Source organism: Formosa sp. L2A11, from assembly GCF_009796865.1.
GTDB lineage: Bacteria > Bacteroidota > Bacteroidia > Flavobacteriales > Flavobacteriaceae > Formosa.
In genome coordinates, this window is sequence record NZ_CP047028.1 from 628,125 (window position 1) to 647,812 (window position 19,688).

At 31.9% G+C, this 19,688-nt stretch carries 16 protein-coding genes and 3 pseudogenes; 14 read left to right on the plus strand and 5 right to left on the minus strand.

Annotated elements, in window-relative coordinates; all coding sequences use genetic code 11:
• The first annotated feature begins 97 nt into the window (after positions 1–97).
• The 12 genes and pseudogenes from purH (at position 98) to GQR95_RS02910 (ending at position 14,024) form a co-directional block, all read left to right on the plus strand.
• Positions 98–1,630: a bifunctional phosphoribosylaminoimidazolecarboxamide formyltransferase/IMP cyclohydrolase gene (purH, locus tag GQR95_RS02855; RefSeq protein ID WP_159021709.1), complete on the plus strand. Its 1,533-nt coding sequence runs from the start codon at positions 98–100 to the stop codon at positions 1,628–1,630.
• Positions 1,631–1,685: 55 nt separating this feature from the next.
• A complete protein-coding gene (locus GQR95_RS02860) occupies positions 1,686–2,714 on the plus strand; it encodes a rod shape-determining protein (protein ID WP_159021710.1) in 1,029 nt (342 codons plus the stop codon).
• 9 nt (positions 2,715–2,723) lie between these two features.
• On the plus strand, positions 2,724–3,548 hold the full coding sequence (mreC, locus tag GQR95_RS02865; protein WP_159021711.1) for a rod shape-determining protein MreC: 825 nt from the start codon (positions 2,724–2,726) through the stop codon (positions 3,546–3,548).
• Entirely contained in the window at positions 3,538–4,044 is a 507-nt protein-coding gene (locus tag GQR95_RS02870) for a rod shape-determining protein MreD (protein ID WP_159021712.1), read from the plus strand. Before mreC ends, GQR95_RS02870 begins: the two co-directional genes overlap by 11 nt.
• Positions 4,041–5,964 (plus strand): annotated as a pseudogene (mrdA, locus tag GQR95_RS02875) (penicillin-binding protein 2). The gene GQR95_RS02870 and the pseudogene mrdA overlap by 4 nt, the downstream one beginning before the upstream one ends.
• A 2-nt stretch (positions 5,965–5,966) precedes the next feature.
• Positions 5,967–7,244: a rod shape-determining protein RodA gene (gene rodA / locus GQR95_RS02880; protein ID WP_159021713.1), complete on the plus strand. Its 1,278-nt coding sequence runs from the start codon at positions 5,967–5,969 to the stop codon at positions 7,242–7,244.
• A 153-nt stretch (positions 7,245–7,397) separates the two neighbouring features.
• Positions 7,398–8,822: a M20/M25/M40 family metallo-hydrolase gene (locus GQR95_RS02885; RefSeq protein ID WP_159021714.1), complete on the plus strand. Its 1,425-nt coding sequence runs from the start codon at positions 7,398–7,400 to the stop codon at positions 8,820–8,822.
• A gap of 165 nt (positions 8,823–8,987) precedes the next feature.
• On the plus strand, positions 8,988–9,980 hold the full coding sequence (locus GQR95_RS02890; protein ID WP_159021715.1) for a 2-hydroxyacid dehydrogenase: 993 nt from the start codon (positions 8,988–8,990) through the stop codon (positions 9,978–9,980).
• Positions 9,981–10,069: 89 nt separating this feature from the next.
• Positions 10,070–10,441 (plus strand): VOC family protein, encoded by a 372-nt coding sequence (locus GQR95_RS02895; protein ID WP_159021716.1) that lies wholly within the window; start codon positions 10,070–10,072, stop codon positions 10,439–10,441.
• A gap of 57 nt (positions 10,442–10,498) precedes the next feature.
• Positions 10,499–11,188: a hypothetical protein gene (locus GQR95_RS02900; RefSeq protein WP_159021717.1), complete on the plus strand. Its 690-nt coding sequence runs from the start codon at positions 10,499–10,501 to the stop codon at positions 11,186–11,188.
• Positions 11,189–11,303: 115 nt separating this feature from the next.
• Positions 11,304–12,719 carry an SDR family oxidoreductase gene (locus GQR95_RS02905; protein ID WP_159021718.1) on the plus strand — a complete coding sequence of 472 codons (1,416 nt, stop codon included), beginning with the start codon at positions 11,304–11,306 and terminating at the stop codon, positions 12,717–12,719.
• Between the two features lie 27 nt (positions 12,720–12,746).
• On the plus strand, positions 12,747–14,024 hold the full coding sequence (locus GQR95_RS02910) for a deoxyribodipyrimidine photo-lyase (protein ID WP_159021719.1): 1,278 nt from the start codon (positions 12,747–12,749) through the stop codon (positions 14,022–14,024).
• Here GQR95_RS02910 and GQR95_RS02915 read toward each other — a convergent pair.
• The 5 genes and pseudogenes from GQR95_RS02915 to GQR95_RS02935 all read right to left on the minus strand — a co-directional run bounded on the left by GQR95_RS02915 (position 14,021) and on the right by GQR95_RS02935 (position 17,921).
• Complete coding sequence (locus GQR95_RS02915; RefSeq protein WP_159021720.1) at positions 14,021–14,704, minus strand: lycopene cyclase domain-containing protein; 684 nt, start codon at positions 14,702–14,704, stop codon at positions 14,021–14,023. The genes GQR95_RS02910 and GQR95_RS02915 overlap by 4 nt on opposite strands.
• Positions 14,705–15,163 carry a sterol desaturase family protein gene (locus tag GQR95_RS02920; RefSeq protein WP_199269656.1) on the minus strand — a complete coding sequence of 153 codons (459 nt, stop codon included), beginning with the start codon at positions 15,161–15,163 and terminating at the stop codon, positions 14,705–14,707. It lies immediately after the preceding gene.
• Between the two features lie 2 nt (positions 15,164–15,165).
• A complete protein-coding gene (locus GQR95_RS02925) occupies positions 15,166–15,588 on the minus strand; it encodes a hypothetical protein (RefSeq protein ID WP_159021721.1) in 423 nt (140 codons plus the stop codon).
• Between the two features lie 28 nt (positions 15,589–15,616).
• Positions 15,617–16,454 (minus strand): annotated as a pseudogene (locus tag GQR95_RS02930) (phytoene/squalene synthase family protein).
• A gap of 3 nt (positions 16,455–16,457) precedes the next feature.
• Positions 16,458–17,921, minus strand: coding sequence for an NAD(P)/FAD-dependent oxidoreductase (locus GQR95_RS02935; protein ID WP_159021722.1), 1,464 nt, complete (start codon positions 17,919–17,921; stop codon positions 16,458–16,460).
• A 474-nt stretch (positions 17,922–18,395) separates the two neighbouring features.
• Here GQR95_RS02935 and GQR95_RS02940 point away from each other — a divergent pair, with 474 nt between their 5' ends.
• A complete protein-coding gene (locus tag GQR95_RS02940; protein WP_159021723.1) occupies positions 18,396–19,274 on the plus strand; it encodes a MerR family transcriptional regulator in 879 nt (292 codons plus the stop codon).
• 61 nt (positions 19,275–19,335) lie between these two features.
• Positions 19,336–19,680, plus strand: a pseudogene (locus GQR95_RS02945) (DUF6515 family protein); the annotation flags it as partial.
• Between the last annotated feature and the right edge of the window lie 8 nt (positions 19,681–19,688).

Consider the following 19,688-nt stretch of genomic DNA (forward strand, 5'->3'; position numbering starts at 1 on the left):
AGTTTTGTTACAAAAAAAATTAAAACAAAACACGAAACAAACTATAAAAATTTTATTCTAAATCCTTACTTTTGCGCATTAATATAACACAACACTAATGAGTAACGAAAAAACAATCAAATCTGCATTAATCTCTGTATTTAGCAAGGATGGTTTAGAACCTATTATTAAAAAGCTAAATGAATTAGGCGTAACCATGTATTCAACAGGTGGTACACAGGCATTTATAAACAATCTAGGAATAGATGTTGTCCCTGTAGAAGACGTAACATCTTACCCTTCAATTTTAGGCGGACGTGTAAAAACATTGCATCCAAAAGTTTTTGGTGGAATTTTAAACCGTCAAGATAATGAGCAAGATCGTGCTGAATTAGCAGAATTTGATATTCCTCAAATAGATTTAGTTATTGTTGATTTATATCCTTTTGAAAAAACGGTAGCTTCTGGAGCTAGTGAACAAGATATAATTGAAAAAATTGACATAGGTGGAATTTCGTTAATTCGTGCTGCAGCAAAAAATTATGCTGATGTTGTTTGTGTGTCTTCTGTAACTGAGTATGGTGAGTTTTTAGATATTATTTCTGAACAAAACGGTACACTTACACTAGAACAAAGAAGAGATTTTGCAAGAAAATCTTTCAATGTATCGTCTCATTACGATTCTGCTATTTTTAATTACTTCAACAAAAACAACGAAGAAACAGTTTTAAAAATTAGCGAACAAAACGGAAAAGTGTTACGTTATGGAGAAAACCCACACCAAAAAGGGTTCTTCTTCGGAAACTTTGATGATATCTTCACAAAACTTCACGGTAAAGAATTAAGCTACAACAACCTTTTAGATGTTGATGCTGCTGTGAATTTAATAAACGAATTTAAAGGTGACAAACCTACGTTTGCCATTTTAAAACATAACAATGCTTGTGGTGTTGCACAACGCGATACTTTAGAGCAAGCTTACACAGATGCACTTGCTGGAGATCCAGTTTCTGCTTTTGGTGGTGTATTAATTTGTAATACTGAAATAGATTTAGCTACAGCAGAAAAAATTCACTCTTTATTTTGTGAAGTAGTTATTGCGCCTTCATTTAGTGCAGACGCTTTAGAACTTTTAGAAGGAAAGAAAAACAGAATTCTTTTAATACTTCACGATATAGAATTGCCTAAAACAAATGTAAGATCATGTCTTAACGGTGTTTTAGTTCAAGATAAAAACAATATTACAGATCGTTTGGAAGATTTAATAAATAAGACAAACAATAAACCTACAGATAACGAGTTAAATGATTTAATCTTTGCTTCTAAAATTTGTAAGCATACAAAATCTAACACTATCGTTTTAGCTAAAAACAATCAATTATGTGCAAGTGGTACAGGACAAACAAGTCGTGTAGATGCACTTAACCAAGCTATACATAAAGCACAGTCTTTTAAATTTGATTTAAAAGGAGCAGTAATGGCAAGTGATGCATTTTTCCCTTTCCCTGATTGTGTAGAGATTGCTAAAAATGCAGGAGTTACAGCTGTTATTCAGCCAGGAGGTTCTATTAAAGATCAGTTAAGCATTGATTATTGTAATGATAACGATGTTGCTATGGTATTTACAGGAACTCGTCATTTCAAGCATTAATTTCATTACTTTTACGACACTTATTTTAATTAAAGCAAAAAAAGACATATAACGCATGGGATTTTTTGACTTCCTTACAGAAGAAATAGCTATTGACTTAGGAACAGCCAATACACTTATTATTCACAATGATAAAGTTGTGGTGGATAGCCCTTCAATAGTTGCTCGCGATCGCGTTAGCGGTAAAATCATTGCCGTTGGTAAAGAAGCCAGCATGATGCAAGGAAAAACGCACGAAAACATAAAAACAATTCGCCCATTAAAAGATGGTGTAATTGCAGATTTTGATGCGTCTGAACAAATGATAAGTTTGTTTATTAAAAACATTCCCGCTTTAAAGAAAAAAATGTTCACTCCAGCACTTCGTATGGTGGTTTGTATTCCTTCTGGTATTACAGAAGTAGAAATGCGAGCTGTTAAAGAATCTTGCGAGCGTGTTAACGGAAAAGAAGTTTATTTAATACACGAACCTATGGCTGCGGCCATAGGTATTGGTGTAGATATTATGCAACCTAAAGGAAACATGATTGTAGATATAGGTGGTGGTACTACCGAAATTGCAGTAATTGCTTTAGGAGGTATTGTTTGCGACAAATCTGTAAAAATTGCAGGAGATGTCTTTACAAACGATATTATATATTACATGCGTACGCAACACAACTTATATGTTGGAGAACGTACTGCTGAAAAAATTAAAATTCAGATTGGTGCTGCTACCGAAGATTTAGAACTTCCGCCGGACGACATGAGTGTTCAAGGGCGTGATTTACTTACTGGTAAGCCTAAACAAGTACAAATTTCTTTTCGTGAAATTGCTAAAGCATTAGACAAATCTATTCTTAGAATTGAAGATGCAGTAATGGAAACATTATCGCAAACACCTCCAGAATTAGCTGCAGATATTTACAATACAGGTATTTATTTAGCAGGTGGTGGATCTATGTTACGTGGTTTAGACAAACGTCTTTCTCAAAAAACAGACTTACCTGTTTACATTGCAGAAGACCCATTACGTGCCGTAGTTCGCGGAACAGGAATTACACTAAAAAACTTACCTAAGTTTAAAAGTGTCTTGATAAAATAGACTTAAAGCATGCAGCAAATTTTAAATTTTATTATTCGCAACAAAAACTTTTTGTTGTATTTGCTGCTTATGGCTTTGTCTATGTTTTTTACTACACAAACACATTCTTACCATAAAAGTAAATTTATAAACTCTGCTAATTTTTTAAGCGGCGGACTTTATACGCGGTTAAATAATATAGAACAGTATTTAGATTTAAAAGTACAGAATGACAATCTATCTGAAGAAAACACTAGACTTCGTAATCTTCTTCAGAATTACAAGGTTTCTAGAGAAGAAAACTTTATAGATAGCACAAACTTTAAAGGTTCTTATTTATTTAGACCCGTTCGTGTAATAAAAAATAGCTACTCCGCTTCTGCTAACATATTAGCAATAAATAAAGGTAGTAACGATAGTATTCAGGAAGATTTTGGATTAATTACACCTAAAGGAATACTTGGAATAGTAGATCATACAAGTAAAAATTATGCTACAGTTATTTCTATATTAAATACAAAAAGTAAAATTAGTGCTCAATTAAAAAAAACAAATCATTTCGGAACATTAACTTGGAACGGAAAATCTCCCAACACAGTACAGTTACTCGATATTCCTAAAATTGCACCGATTGAAGTTGGAGATACAATTATAACCTCTGGCCGTTCTGTAATATTCCCTAAAGGCCTACAAATAGGAACAATTGCAAGCTTTAAACTAGACGCTGCAGAAAATAACTTTGAAATAAATGTAAGTCTATTTAACGATATGACGAATATTGAACATGCCTATATTATAGAACATTTGGATGCTCCAGAGATTAATAATCTACTAAACTTATCTAATGAACAGTAGCGTTATATCTCAAATACTTAAGTTTATAGGACTTATATTAGTCCAAGTACTTATCCTAAATCATATTAATTTTTTAGGATATATTAATCCGTACCTATATATTCTATTCATTATACTTTACCCAATAAAAAATAACCGTTTAGTATTTCTTTTGTTAAGTTTTCTGCTAGGTATTATTATCGATATCTTTTCAGATTCAGGAGGTATTCATGCAGCAGCCTGCGTAACAATAGCTTACATGAGACCTTTAGCCTTAAAATGGTCTTTCGGAACAGTTTACGAACACCAAACTATAAAATTTAACAATGTAGATTTTGGCTCTAAACTTATGTATATAAGCATACTAACGGGAGTACATCATTTAGTATTATTTTTTTTAGAAGTATTTAACTTTTCTGAAACACTTTTAACACTCCAAAAAACGTTATTTTCTAGTACCTTTACCATTCTCCTATGTGTTATAGTTACTATTATTTTCAGCAAACGTTCTAAATGAGACAATTTTTATTATTTTTTACCATAATTACGGTTGGATTCGTATTTATTTCTCGGCTTTTTTACCTTCAAGTTTATAGCTCGCCGGCAAATAATTTATACGATGATAATGCCATTCGTAAAGTATATGACTACCCTAAACGTGGATTTGTTTACGACAGAAACGGTACTCTTTTAGTATCTAACCAATCGTCTTACGATGTTATGGTTATACCTCGTGAAGTAAAACCTTTAGACACAATTGAGTTTTGTAATTTATTAAAAATTGATAAAGCTCAATTCATAAAAACATATAAAAAAGCATACCATTACTCCCCAAGATTGCCTTACGTATTTGTATCTCACTTATCTAAAGAAGACTATGCTGTACTTCAAGAAAAAATGAGAAAATATGAAGGGTTTTATATTCAAAAACGTTCACTTCGCCATTACGAAGCTTCTATTGGAGCAAATGTTTTAGGAGATATTGGAGAAGTAAACAATGCCAATATTAAGAAAGATCCCTATTATAAAATGGGAGATTTAATTGGAAAACAAGGTGTCGAATTATCTTATGAAGATGTACTAAGAGGAAAAAAAGGAATTAAGTTTATTCAAAAAAACAGATTCAACAAAAATATTGGTCCATATAAGGAAGGTAAATTTGATACTTTACCAATACCAGGAAAAGATATAAAAATTTCTATCGATGCCAAGCTACAAGCTTATGGCGAACAATTAATGCAGCATAAACACGGTGGTATTATTGCTATAGAACCAAGTACTGGAGAAATTTTAGCTATGATTTCTGCACCAACTTACGATCCCAATTCGTTAGTAGGAAGAAAACGATCTCAAAATTTCACAAAACTTTACAACGATTCTATATCTAAACCAACATATGATAGAAGTTTACTGGCACAATATCCTCCAGGGTCTCCATTTAAAGTTTTAAATGCACTTATTGGATTACAAGAAGGTGTAGTGACCACAGAAGACAAGTTTACATGTAATCACGGATATAGTTACGGAAACAGAAAAATGGGCTGCCACGGTCACCCAAGTCCGCTATCTATGAATATGGGTATTTACGAATCTTGTAACTCTTATTTTGCAAATGTTTACAGACGTATTATAGAAAAATACGACACACCTTACGAAGGTATGAATGTTTGGAATAAGCATGTCTCTAGTTTTGGATTAGGAAATTACTTAGGTTACGATCTTAAAATCGGGAGTCCCGGACGTATTCCTAGTGGCGATTTTTACGACAAATGGTATGGTAAAAACAGATGGAGAACAACCTTTACATTATCTAATGCTATTGGCCAAGGAGAAATTGAAGCAACACCTATACAATTAGCAAATATGGTAGCTGCTATTGCAAATCGTGGTTATTTTTACACACCTCATATTATAAAATCTATTGAAGGTCAAGAAATAGACGCTAATTTTACAACACCAAAACACACCACTATCGATAAAGAAAATTTTGAACCTGTTGTTCAAGGTATGTTCGATGTTTACAACAAAGGTACAGCTGCAAATTTACAAGTTAAAGGTATAGAAATATGCGGAAAAACAGGAACTGCAGAAAACTTTACAAAAATTGACGGTGTAAAAACACAACTTACAGACCACTCTATATTTGTTGCTTTTGCTCCTAAAGACAACCCTAAAATAGCGATTGCTGTATTTGTAGAAAACGGCTATTGGGGAAGTAGATTTGCGGGTAGAATTGCCACCTTAATGATAGAAAAATATCTAACCGGTACAATTACAAGAACCGATTTAGAAAAAATGGATTTTAAGTCATAGCTTAGAGCATGAATACGAAAAACCGTATTCTGGTCATCCATTCTCAATAAACAGAGGATCTACTCTAGAATTAGTAGAACCAACGATAATTAATCACGACCAAATACTCCCTGCTAAACCCTAAATATGATTAGAGTAACTAACAGACATTTTTCTTTCGATTGGATAACCATCATCATATTTATGTTGTTGGTAGGTTTTGGTTGGCTAAACATTGTATCGTCTTCTCATGTTGGAGAAACTTTAGACTACCTTGATTTTTCGCAACCTTACGGAAAACAACTTATATTTATTGGATTAACAATTGGGTTAATTATTATAATCTTATCTATAGAAGCTAAGTTTTACGAGCGCTTTGCAAGTGTAATTTATATTATATCTATGCTCTCATTGGTTGGACTATTTATATTTGGAAAGAACGTAAACGGAGCAACATCTTGGTACGGAATTGGAGGTATGACGTTTCAACCTAGTGAATTCGCTAAGGCAGCAACAGCACTAGCTATAGCTAAATATGTAAGTGATTTACAAACAGATATTCGTAGGTTTCCAGATCAGATTAGAACCTTTATAATCATATTAGTTCCTGCTTTTTTAATCTTATTACAAAACGATGCTGGAAGTACTATTGTTTATGGTGCATTCTTTTTTGTTTTGTATCGCGAAGGGCTTCCTCAAATCTATTTAACACTTGCCGTAAGCGTGGTATCTATTGCCATACTATCATTAAAATTCGGACCTATAGTTACATCTATAATTGGTGTAATAATTATATTTACTCGGTATTTTTTAAGCAAGAAAAAGCCTATAATTTTTCAGCCAATACTTATTACAATTATAGTTATTGCCATGTCTGCTAGTGTCCATTTTTTCTACGACAATGTACTTCAAGCACATCAAAAAGACAGAATAAGCTTATGGTTAAAACTAGAAAAGGACCCTACTAAAATTGCTGAAATGCGTCGCGATATCTTGTATAACCTTTACGAGTCTGAAAAAGCAATTAGCTCTGGAGGGTTTAGAGGAAGAGGCTTTATGGAAGGGACTAGAACAACTGGTAAATTTGTACCTGAACAACACACAGATTATATTTTTAGTACTGTTGGAGAAGAATGGGGATTTATAGGTAGCTCTTTAGTTATTATTTTATTTGTACTACTTATGTTACGTGTACTGCATCTGGCAGAATTACAAAAATCGCAATTCAGCAGAATTTATGGTTACGCCGTAGCAGCTATACTCTTTTTTCACTTCATGATTAATATTGGAATGGTAATGGGACTTATTCCTACTATTGGTATACCGCTGCCCTTCTTTAGTTATGGTGGTTCTGGTCTGTGGGGCTTTACTATTTTACTCTTTATTTTTATAAAATTAGATTCTAATAGAATTAACGAATGGTAGTAGATTATTAATTTCTAAAGTTTTAACACTAATTTTAGGTAATACAAATTACAAGAGCTAAAAAAAACAATAATTTTTAATTGTTAGTTAATAGCAATATCTTAATTTTAAGACATCCTACAAACAGGATTATTCTTTTATAAAAGAGCTATTATGAACAGGAAGCTTATATATTTTGTATTCTTTTTATGTATTACTTTCCAGACACAGAGCCAAAATCTATCTTCGGAAATTACAATAAAATCTCCATCAGGAAGATTAAATATTGATCAAGCGCTTAGCAAATACATTCAATTCAAATCTATTAGTGGGGACGAAAAAGAAGCCGGTATTTGGTTAAAATCGCTATGCGAACAAAACGGTTTATATGTCTCGCAAATGGGAGACACCAATGGAAACTACAATTTCACAGCATCTATTTATCCGTTAAGCAGTAAGCTTCCTAATATTATTTTATTAAATCATATTGATGTTGTTCCTGCAGGAGATCTAACTAAATGGGACCATGAACCATTTTCCGGAGACATTACAGATACCGAAATTTGGGGTCGAGGTGCTTTCGATAATAAAGGTAATGGTATTATGCATCTTTTTAGTGTAATCGAAATTTTAAAGAAATATGGTAAAAAGCAAATGCCCTATAATGTTACTTTACTTGCAGTCTCTTGCGAAGAAAAACAATGTGATGGTGGTGGTGCAGAATATGTAATAAAAAATCACTTCGAAGCATTAAACCCTGCTGTTGTTTTAGGAGAAGGTCCTCCGGGTTTTAACGGCATTTTAAAATCAAATCCTGACCAGAATTTATTTGGAATCTCTGTAACAAACAAAAGACCTTTATGGCTAGAATTGTCTCTTAAGGTAAAAACCTCTGCGCATGGCTCTATAACACCTATTAACTATGCCAACAAAGGCATGATAAGAGCTTTAGACAACCTTATAGATAAAAAGCAAAAAGCGGTTTACAACGAAACAAATCTTAATATATTAAAACAGTTAGGCGAGTTAGAAAACGGAGCAGAAGCCTTAGTACTTAAACACCCCAGATTATTTAAAATACTACTAGCTCCTGTGCTTAGACATAAGCCCGAATTATTCTCTTTATTTTCAAACTCTATAACCTTAACCAGTGTAGATAGTCACAATAATGTAATTAACGTAATTCCTGATGAAGTTACAGCCTTATTAGATTGCAGATTGCTTCCACACCAGACTAATAAAGAATTTGTTGCTTCTGTAAAAAAGCAATTAAAAAATAAACGCATTAAGATTAGAGTTATAAAAGAGTCTCCAATTGTACCTCCGTCAGATGATAAATCTATGTTTTTTGTAAATATTGATAATGCCATCAAAAAGAATTATCCAGAAGCCAATACATTAAGTGTTTCTGTCCCGAATTATAATGATGTAACCTTCTTTAGAGAAAAAGGAATTAGTTCTTATTGTTTCACACCTATAGAATTAGATCGCCATTATTTAGAACATATTCATAACGTAAATGAACGTATTCCTCGTGGTGTATTAACAATTGGAAAACAAACTTTTGTCGATTTTATAGAGAGTTGTCTTAATGAATAATCACAACCTCTAAAATTCAAACGTTTTAGTTAAAACAGTCTCGCAAAACCACCAATATCACTGACATAAAGCTTAATTTGAATCGTTAAGTTACATTTAAAATCATTTAAAAATTGGTGTATTTAAACTACCTTTATTCCTACAAAGTTTAAAAATTCACACACTATGAAAGTAGCTTTTTTTAGCACAAAATCTTATGATATTTCTTCCTTCGAAAAACATAATATTAAAGGTGCACATGAGATTATCTTTTACGAAAGTACATTAAACACAAAAACCGCAAAATTAACACAAGGCTGTGATGCCGTTTGTGCCTTTGTAAATGATCATTTACATGAGCGAACGATAAAATTGTTAAGTGAATATGGTGTAAAGCTTATTGCAATGCGTTGCGCTGGTTTTAATAACGTAGATTTAAAAGCTGCTGAAGCTGCAAACATTAAAGTTGTTCGTGTACCTGCCTATTCCCCAATGGCTGTTGCAGAACATGCCTCTGCTTTAATTATGACTTTAAACAGAAAAACACATAAAGCCTATAATCGTGTACGTGATGGAAACTTCTCTTTAGAACGTTTAACTGGTTTTGATATGTATGGCAAAACAGTAGGTGTTATTGGTACAGGTAAAATTGGCCAATATTTTAGCAAAATCATGATGGGTTTTGGCTGTAAAGTTATTGCTTACGATTTATACCCAAATGCCGATTTAAAAGCACTTGGCGTTACTTATGTCTCTGTAGATAAATTACTAGAATCTTCAGACATTATTTCATTACACTGCCCTTTAACAGACGATACACATCATTTAATTAATAAAGAAGCCTTTTCTAAGATGAAAAAAGGAGCCATGTTAATTAACACCAGTCGTGGTGCATTAATTAACACTGTTGATGCTGTTGAAGCTTTAAAAAACCAAACATTAGAATATTTTGGAATTGATGTTTACGAACAAGAAGAAAAATTATTCTTCCGTGATTTATCTGAAAACATTATTATGGATGATGTTATTTCACGTTTAATTTCGTTCCCTAATGTTCTAATTACTTCTCACCAAGGATTTTTAACTCGAGAAGCTTTAAATAAAATTGCAGAAGTTACTTTAAGTAACCTTACTGCCTTTGAAAACAAAGATGTATTAGAAAACGAAGTTGCTATATAACTTCTTAAATTTATAAAAACACTTACAAAACCCTGATATATTCAGGGTTTTTTTATTATATTTTTACAATATAATTTAAAATCATAACTATGTCCCTAGGCGCTTTTTCTATCAGTTTAAATGTAAAAGACATCAATGTATCAAAACTATTTTATGAAACTTTAGGGTTTACCGTTTTTGGTGGAGATATCGAAAAAAATTACCTCATCATGAAAAACGACCAAACGTTAATCGGGTTATTTCAAGATATGTTCGATAAAAATATTCTAACCTTTAATCCTGGTTGGGATCAAGATGCAAAAACACTTGATAAGTTTACAGACGTAAGAATCATTCAAAACGAATTAAAAGCAAAAGGAATTACATTGTCTTCTGAAGTAGACGAAACAACTAAAGGTCCTGGAAACATTATAATCATGGATCCAGATGGTAATCCAATCCTTATAGACCAACATATCTAGTCTGTTTTAACCTCAAGTTATAATTACACTGTTAAATATTAAAAACCAACAAGTTAAATGCATTGTTTTCATTATCTTGTTGTTCGTTTTAATTTTATATTTTATAAACAGTATAGTGTAAATATGGGAGAATTTTATTCATTTAAAAACAGTATTAAAACTCCTAGATTATTTAATTTAGGCCTAATTTGTTTATGTATTTCCACTAGTTTATGTGCTCAAAACACAGATTCTAAATCAGAAAAAGAACAAGAATACAATATCTCCACAGGCATTTCAACGTATAATCCTTTAAATTATCTCACATATTCACAGAAAACAAATAGCCAAGAGTATTATGCTTTAGGTCATTATAAAGTATTTAGCAATGCCTTTACTTTAGAGCCAATAGCAGACTTAAAACTAACTGCAGAAGGCGGCCCGGTAGAACAACAATCGTTTTTTAGCGTACTGCCACCAAATATTCATTTATACTATCGCGCAGAAGTTTCTTATGCAATATCAGATTATGTGCAACCTTACATTTACACACAACATCTAAGTAAGCCTATGAACCAGAATTCAGGTATTGAAAGTGCAAACTTACGACTGAATCCGTTTTTTATGCAATCGGAAATTGGTACCGGTATAAAAACACAAGTAAAAGGATATCTTTTAGAAACTGGCGTTAGAACAATGACAGATCCTACACTTGACAATCAGACATCTAAAACCCAAGTATTCTCTAAACTAAGTGCAAAATTTTAGAGCTTCAAATAAAGTCGTTTTCTAAAGCGTTAGAGTTAAAATTGATGATATTTTTCTCTTATCTTTATGTTAGTTTCAATATCATTACACATAAAACTTATTCTTTAAAATTTATATGAAAATACTTTTAACAGGTGCCACTGGCTACATTGGCAAACGTTTACTTCCCGTTTTAGTTGCTCAAGGTCATCAGGTTGTTTGCGCAGTAAGAGATCCTAAACGCTTTAATCCGCCAGACTCTATTGCACCAAAAATTAGTGTAATTACGATAGATCTTTTAGATAAGGACAGCTTAAAAAACATTCCAAAAGATATTGATGCTGCTTACTATTTAGTGCATTCCATGTCTACATCTAGTCATTATCAGGAGTTAGAAAAGCAATCTGCCATACTTTTCAGGGAAGCCATTAATAATACACAGGCCAAACAAGTTATTTATCTAAGTGGTATTATAAACGACGATAAATTATCTGAACATCTAAATTCACGCCAAACTGTAGAAAAAGAATTAAACAAAGGAACTTACAGTTTAACAACATTGCGAGCAGGAATTATTATTGGTTCTGGGAGTGCTTCCTTTGAAATTATACGCGATTTAGTAGAAAAACTTCCTGTAATGGTTACACCAAGATGGTTGGAAACTAAATGCCAACCCATTGGTATTACAGATGTTATTTCTTTTTTAAGCAAAGCTTTAAACAACAAAGAAACCTTCGATAAAAATTTCGATATTGGAGGTCCAGATGTCTTGTCTTACAAGGAGATGCTTTTACTATTTGCAGAAGCACGCGGACTAAAACGACACATATACATAGTGCCTGTTATGACGCCTCGCCTATCGTCTTATTGGTTATATTTTGTAACATCAACATCTTACAAACTCGCAATTGCACTTGTAAATAGTATGAAAGTTGAAGTAATTTGCAGAGATAATAAAATTGATACTATTTTATGCATTACCCCTATTTCTTATAAAGAAGCACTAAGTAAAGCCTTTAAAAAAGTAGAAACTAATGAAATTGTCTCGAGTTGGAAAGACGCATTAAGTAGTGGTAAAATGAATATTACCATGTCCGAATTTATACAAGTACCCACACACGGTTGCTTTATAGACAAACGTGAAAAAACATTTTCTAACAAAGCAGAATGCATCGATCGTATTTGGCGTATTGGAGGAGAAACGGGTTGGTATTACGGCAATGGCTTATGGAAATTAAGAGGTTTTGTAGACAAACTTTATGGTGGTGTTGGCCTACGTCGTGGACGTACAAATCTAGACGAACTTTATCCTGGTGATGCCCTAGATTTTTGGCGCGTTTTGTATGCAAATAAAGAAGAAGGAAGATTACTTTTGTTTGCAGAAATGAAACTACCTGGAGATGCCTGGCTAGAGTTTAAAGTTAAAGATAAAACCTTAGTACAAACAGCAACCTTTAGACCTGTTGGACTATCTGGCCGATTATATTGGTATAGCGTATTACCTTTTCATGGTTTTATTTTTAAAAACATGCTTAAACACCTTACAGCTTAGATACACAATTATTACAATTTATTTTTTATGACACATACCATATTTTGGTTTAGACGCGATTTAAGATTAACAGACAATACAGGCCTTTTTGAGGCTTTAAAGCACAATAAAAATGTACTTCCTATTTTTATTTTTGATGAACATATTTTAAATGAATTAGAGACAGATGATGCCCGATTACAATTTATTCATGAGTCTTTAAAACATATAAATTCTGAATTAAACACATTCAATTCTTCTGTTTTATGCTTAAAAGGGAAACCTTTAGACATTTGGAAACAGCTTATAAAAGATTACACTATTAAATCCGTATACACCAATACAGATTACGAACCTTATGCTAAAACACGAGACGCAGAAGTTGAAGCTTTATTAACCGAAAACAATATCTCTTTTCACAGTTTTAAGGATCAACTTATTTTTGAACCGCATGAAGTTTTAAAACAAGATGGAAACCCTTATACCGTTTACACACCTTTCAAAAATAAATGGTTAGAACATTTTAAAGGCGTCTCTCTTCTTACAACTCCTCAGTTTGAAAATTTACATAAACATACCTTCGATTTTCCAAGTTTAGAGGCTATCGGGTTTAAAGCATCTTCAATAACTATAAAACCATTTCAATTAGAACACGTAGGGCAATATGCTCAGTTCCGAGATTATCCTAATAAAGATATTGGTAGTTATTTGGGGCCGCATTTACGTTTTGGAACTGTTAGTATTCGTAAAATTATTTCAGAATTAAAACCTGAAGACAGCACCTTTTTAAGTGAATTAATTTGGCGAGAATTCTTTACCCAAATTTTATTTCATTTTCCGAAAGTAGTACATCATAATTTTAGAAGCAAATACGATGATATTGCTTGGCGAAATAATGAAGCTGAATTTAAATTATGGTGTGAAGGAAAAACCGGATACCCAATGGTTGATGCCGGCATGAGACAATTAAACAAAACAGGCTATCTGCATAACCGAGTACGCATGGTAACAGCCGCATTTTTATGCAAACATTTACTAATTCACTGGACGTGGGGAGAAGCTTATTTTGCAAAGCATTTATTAGATTACGAATTAGCATCTAACAACGGAAACTGGCAATGGTCTGCAGGAACAGGTTGCGATGCTGCGCCTTATTTTAGAATTTTTAATCCGATTACGCAATTAGACAAATTCGACAAAAATTTAGAGTATGTAAAAACATGGATTCCAGAATTTGGTACCGATGCATATCCAGAACCTATGGTAGACCATAAAACAGCAAGATTACGCGCCTTAGAAACCTATAAAGTTGGTATTAGAAATTAGTTTCGTTTAGATTCAAAATAACGATAACCTTCAATATTTAAAAAGATAAGAAGCAATCCATAAACGCTATCTTCAATAGGAATAGTAAACAACCTAACTCCCATATTTTCGGCATCATTATACCAAACTATGGGAGCTTCTAAAAAAGAACCTGTTAGCAAGCCATTACTTGCAAAAAAGAATGGCAAAATGAATAAATAGGTAAGATAATGGTAACTTAAATCTACTTTTTTCAATTTTAAATACAATAAATATAAAGCTGTAAATCCGAAAGCTGTTGCAGTATACCATCTATTAAAATAAACAATAGTAAGACCTATTAATAGAATAATTAAGACACTAGTAATATAATTCTGGTTATTTTTAAACGGACTATTTTTTACCAAATACGTAAAAGCAAAATACGAAAACACGCAACAAAACGGAATACATATAAAAAACAAAGCTTCTTCTAAAGGTAAATTACCAATAAATATGCCTGTTAAATAATCCGGATTAAAACCCCAAACGCCTATAGCAGTAAAAGCATAATCCCAAATTAAAAACAATAGAGTTATTATTACATTAGCTTTAAAAAAGGATAGCCAATGTTTGTAAAATGCATGTTTTGTATAAAAACTAGCAATTAAAGGTACAAACACACAAGCCAAGTCTATTATTAAATATGTGAATGGCTTCATTTATCTCTTGTATTGTTCATGATATTTTTTAGGCACGTTTAACATACCAAAACACTCACCTTCTTCTTTCCCTAAATGTTTATGGTGTACTTTATGTGCTTTTCGTAATCCTATTAAATATTTATTTTTAGTCTTACTAAACCACTTAAAACGCTGATGTATTAACACATCATGCACCAAAAAGTAAGCCATACCATAAAACATAATTCCTAATCCAATAAAAAACATAACATTTAATTCTGGATTAATTCCAAAGTACATTAATGCTATACTAGGAATAGCGAAAATGACAAAAAATATATCGTTCTTTTCAAACACATGTGGGTATTTTGGTTGATGATGGTCTGCATGTAAATACCATAAAAAACCATGCATAACAAATTTGTGAGTTAACCACGTAATCCCTTCCATAATTAGAAAGGTAGATAAAGTAACTGCTATGTATAATATGATTTGCATCATTATTTGTTTGTATGTTTTTTAATATTAAACAACATGATTTTCTTAAAATCTGCAGGTAAGTCTGCAGCCTGTAAATGCGAATTTATATATATTCTATCTTCGTCCTTAGTATCATAATTCAAGAAACTAGGCGCATTGAGCTGACAAAGTAAACGTATATATCGAGCCTCAACATTAGTGGGATTTTGTAGTATAAAATCATCTAAAATTTCTTTTCCCTCTTTAAAATAATTCAATTTTCTTAATGGCCAACTTGTAAATTCTGCTTGTCTCATCACAGCAGAAGCCCAATAAGGTGTTTTTAAATCGCAATCTACTTTTTCTATAGCTTCTAAGAATACAACAAGTTCTTTTTCGGTGATTATGGCGTGAAAGTCTGACCTTACAGTAGACATTTCATTACAGTGTGTTGCTGGATTCATTGATAATAGGAATAGTATGATAATAGATTTAAATAACATTGAGTTTATACCTTATATATGCTTTGGTTAAAATAACCAATTTTAACGGATTTGAGATACGAATTCGTTCATATAATAAGCGCTTAGAGTCTAACCTCTTTAATTTGAATAGTAATTTTAAATAATATTTATAGGCTAAATACACACCTAACCTGCTTTCCATTGGCAATTGCACAATTCCTTTATAAGCTTCGTTAAAATCGAATTCAATATCTTTTATAATATCTTCTTTCACCAAATTTGTAAGACCGTTTTTATTTACATTAGGAAAATATGAACGTCCTAAAATCTCAGTATCGTCTTTAATATCTCTTTAGAAAATTTACTTTTTGAAATGCAGACCCTAAGTATTTTGCAGATCCTTTTAAAGCATTAAACTGATCTTCGTTATTATTAACAAAAACACGCAAACACATTAAACCTACAACATCTGCAGATCCATAAATGTAATTTTTATAAGCTTCGTCTGTCTCGTAATCTGTAACCTGTAAATCACATTCCATTCGTTTTAAAAAATCTTCTACATACGTTTGTAAATTATAATTTCTTACAACTTCTTGAAATGCATTAATTATAGGGTTTAAACTTATTTTACGCTCTAATGCTTTATGATAATCTGCGACAAATTCATGAAATAACTCCTCCTGATTGTAACCCTCAAAAGAATCTACAATCTCATCTGCGTAACGTACAAAACCATAAATAGCATAAATATGCGGACGAATAGATGGTGCAAATAATTGAATACCCCATGAGAATGAGGTACTATATTCTTTAGTAATTATTTTACTACATTTTAAACTAGATGTGTCGAAAAGTGCTTTCATTATTTAGAATATTTTAAAAATTAATTCGCTTACAATCTTACCCGAAATAAGAGAAGGAGGAACTCCAGGTCCAGGCACAGTTAATTGTCCACAGAAATATAAATTATCTACTTTTTTACTTTTTAATTTCGGACGCAATACATGGGTTTGTAATAATGTATTTGCTAATCCGTAAGCATTTCCTTTATAAGAATTGTAATCGTCTTTAAAATCGTTTACACAATATGATTCTTTAAATAAAATATGAGATTTTACTTCGCAACCAGCCGTTTTTTCTAATCTAGAAATTAAAGTATCGAAATACTTTTCTCTAATTTCTGGTGTATCTTCTAAATCTGGTGCTATAGGCATTAAAAATATACCCGCTTCTTTACCTTCTGGAGCCGCAACAGTATCTGTTTTACTTGGGAAACTTGCATAAAACAAAGGTTTCTCAGGCCATGTTTTGGTATCGTAAATAGTTTCTGCGTGAGCTTCAAAATCTGTATCGAAAAATAAAGTGTGATGTGTTACATTTTCAATAGGTTTATCGAACCCTACAAAAAACAATAAGGCCGAAGGTGCAAATGTTTTCTTATCCCAATACGATTCTTTATACTGTCTGAATGTTTCTGGTAATAACGTTTCTGTGTGATGATAATCTGCGCCGCTTAACAATATATCGCAAGGATAATCTTGCTGTGCTGTAGAGACACTTTTTACCTTTTTATTTTCTAAATTAATAGAAGAAACAGCACTATCTGTTTCAAATTTAACACCTAAACTTAAGGCTAATTTTTCAATTCCTCTTACAACTTCGTACATACCTCCCATTGGATGCCAAGTTCCTAATTTAAAATCGGCATAATTCATGAAATTATAAAATGACGGCGTTGTACTTGGTTTTGCTCCTAAAAACAACACTGGGAATTCTAATATTTTTTGAAGCGATTCGTTTTTAACGTAACTCGCTACTTGTTTTTTTATAGTCTTTAAAAAGGCTCCCGATTTTGTTATAGTATCCCAATTAACAATTTCGAATACATTTTCTCCTGGTTTATAAACTAAATCTTTAATAGCAATGTTATAATTATCTTCAGATTTATTTATAAATTTTTGCAATGCCTCACCACTATTTGGTTCTACAGCTTCAAAAATTGATTTAATTTTTTCAAATTCATCTTCTATAGCAATCGATTCATTAGCATTAAAGTATATTTTATAAGCTGGATTTAACTTTTCTAACTTATAAAAATCTGCTGTAGACGATTTAAAATCATAAAAAAAAGATTCAAAAACATCTGGCATCCAATAAAAGGTTGGGCCAATATCAAAGACAAAACCATCCTTTTTAAACTGTCTAGCGCGACCGCCAATGGTAGCATTCTTTTCAAGTATAGTAACGTCAAACCCTGCTTGTGCTAAATAGCAACTTGCAGACAGTGATGAAAAACCAGAACCAATAATAACTACTTTTTTATTTTGCATACATTTTTTAATCTTTTAAATATTCCTGAGATTACATATATAACCTCAGAAATATACACCTCTAACTAATTATTTGTATATCAATCTAATATAACAATATATTTTTACCTTCTAAATATTAATTTAGCAAAAGCACACGACACTTGTCGTGTGCACATTATCCTCAATCTTATTATCACAAAAACAATTCAAGAACTAGATCTATGAATTATTATGAGCTGGTTAAATAATATTTTTACTAGAAACTATATCTATCTCTTTATAATTACAAAAAAACCACAAGGTTAATACACAGACAAGGAATTCTATTTCAAAACAAATTAATGTCCATGTTCTATATAGTAATTGTTTGACAAACCTATAACTTTATTTTCCTTTGTCCAACTTATTTTAAAAATACTTTGACAAATGTATTTTAACTAAAACCTTATAAAGTCCTTTTTTTGTTTAACTTTGCCTACCAAATACTTAGACATGAGTAATTATACAATGGCGCAAATTGTGTCTTTAACAGGCATAAAATCACATACATTAAGGAAATGGGAAAGTCGTTATAACTTCCTAGAGCCATTACGTACAGATACTAATATTAGATATTATACAGACAAACAACTAAAAAAACTGCTAAACATTGGGATACTAACACGTAATGGATTTAGGGTCTCTAAAATTGACGGCATGACTGATAATGAGATACATGAACAGGTATCTCATATATTATTAGAAGGATCTGCAGAAGATGAAATTACCGCTTTAATTTTAAGTATTATGACTTTAAATGAAGACGAGTTTGACAAAACTGTAAATGCAGAAATACTTAAAACAGGTATAATCTCTACCATTACAGGCCTTATTTATCCATTTTTAGCACAAGTTGGAGTACTTTGGGGCGTAAACAAAGTCATGCCTGCACAAGAACATTTTATATCTAACTTAATTAGACAAAAAATATTTACAGCTATAGAACTCTTGCCAAAACCTTTACCAGATGCACCAAGAGCTGTTTTATTTTTACCAGAAAATGAAAATCATGAAATAGGATTATTACTAGCGTCTTTTATTGCTCAAAAAATAGGATGGCGCGTGTATTACCTTGGACAAAATGTACCTAACGAAAACATTAAAATGGTTACAGAAATTACAAAACCAGATGTATTAGTTACTATGTTTATCACACACACCTTAAAGTCTATACAAAAAAGATTAACAAGTATTACTAACGAGCTTAACATACCAATAATAGTTTCTGGTTATATTGAAGAACCAGGAAGTATTGAATCTATTTCTAGTTCTATACATTATTTAAGTAAACCCGATGAATTTATACCGTTATTAAATTCTATTAAAGCATAACAAGAATATTATATCTTTTAATGAAATGTTTTTATAATTCTGAACCTAAAAACAATACCACTACGACAATGGCGTGTATTATGTAGCAGAAAATGATGGATATACCGTAGTTCAAGCACCAGTTGGCGCTACAGTACAAACATTACCTAAAGAGGCAGAAACAGTTGCCGTAACAGAAACCACGAATAACTATTACTACGGTGGTGCATACTACGAAAAAGATGCTAACGGATATACTGTTGTCCCTGCTACTGCCGGAACTATTGTTCCTAGCTTACCAGAAGGTAGTGAAGAAATTAAAATTAGAGATCAGACTTATGTTCAATTTAGAGACACATACTACCAACCTGTACAAGTAGATGGCAAAGACATGTATGAAATTGTAGAAGTAAAAGATGAAGAATAGATTATTCT

What these genes read in the sequence shown, in the direction of transcription:
- purH (WP_159021709.1), top strand. Translation starts at nt 98, where the DNA reads ATGAGTAACGAAAAAACAATCAAATCTGCATTAATCTCTGTATTTAGC.
- GQR95_RS02860 (WP_159021710.1), top strand. Translation starts at nt 1,686, where the DNA reads ATGGGATTTTTTGACTTCCTTACAGAAGAAATAGCTATTGACTTAGGA.
- mreC (WP_159021711.1), top strand. Translation starts at nt 2,724, where the DNA reads ATGCAGCAAATTTTAAATTTTATTATTCGCAACAAAAACTTTTTGTTG.
- GQR95_RS02870 (WP_159021712.1), top strand. Translation starts at nt 3,538, where the DNA reads ATGAACAGTAGCGTTATATCTCAAATACTTAAGTTTATAGGACTTATA.
- rodA (WP_159021713.1), top strand. Translation starts at nt 5,967, where the DNA reads ATGATTAGAGTAACTAACAGACATTTTTCTTTCGATTGGATAACCATC.
- GQR95_RS02885 (WP_159021714.1), top strand. Translation starts at nt 7,398, where the DNA reads ATGAACAGGAAGCTTATATATTTTGTATTCTTTTTATGTATTACTTTC.
- GQR95_RS02890 (WP_159021715.1), top strand. Translation starts at nt 8,988, where the DNA reads ATGAAAGTAGCTTTTTTTAGCACAAAATCTTATGATATTTCTTCCTTC.
- GQR95_RS02895 (WP_159021716.1), top strand. Translation starts at nt 10,070, where the DNA reads ATGTCCCTAGGCGCTTTTTCTATCAGTTTAAATGTAAAAGACATCAAT.
- GQR95_RS02900 (WP_159021717.1), top strand. Translation starts at nt 10,499, where the DNA reads ATGCATTGTTTTCATTATCTTGTTGTTCGTTTTAATTTTATATTTTAT.
- GQR95_RS02905 (WP_159021718.1), top strand. Translation starts at nt 11,304, where the DNA reads ATGAAAATACTTTTAACAGGTGCCACTGGCTACATTGGCAAACGTTTA.
- GQR95_RS02910 (WP_159021719.1), top strand. Translation starts at nt 12,747, where the DNA reads ATGACACATACCATATTTTGGTTTAGACGCGATTTAAGATTAACAGAC.
- GQR95_RS02915 (WP_159021720.1), bottom strand. Translation starts at nt 14,704, where the DNA reads ATGAAGCCATTCACATATTTAATAATAGACTTGGCTTGTGTGTTTGTA.
- GQR95_RS02920 (WP_199269656.1), bottom strand. Translation starts at nt 15,163, where the DNA reads ATGCAAATCATATTATACATAGCAGTTACTTTATCTACCTTTCTAATT.
- GQR95_RS02925 (WP_159021721.1), bottom strand. Translation starts at nt 15,588, where the DNA reads ATGAATCCAGCAACACACTGTAATGAAATGTCTACTGTAAGGTCAGAC.
- GQR95_RS02935 (WP_159021722.1), bottom strand. Translation starts at nt 17,921, where the DNA reads ATGCAAAATAAAAAAGTAGTTATTATTGGTTCTGGTTTTTCATCACTG.
- GQR95_RS02940 (WP_159021723.1), top strand. Translation starts at nt 18,396, where the DNA reads ATGAGTAATTATACAATGGCGCAAATTGTGTCTTTAACAGGCATAAAA.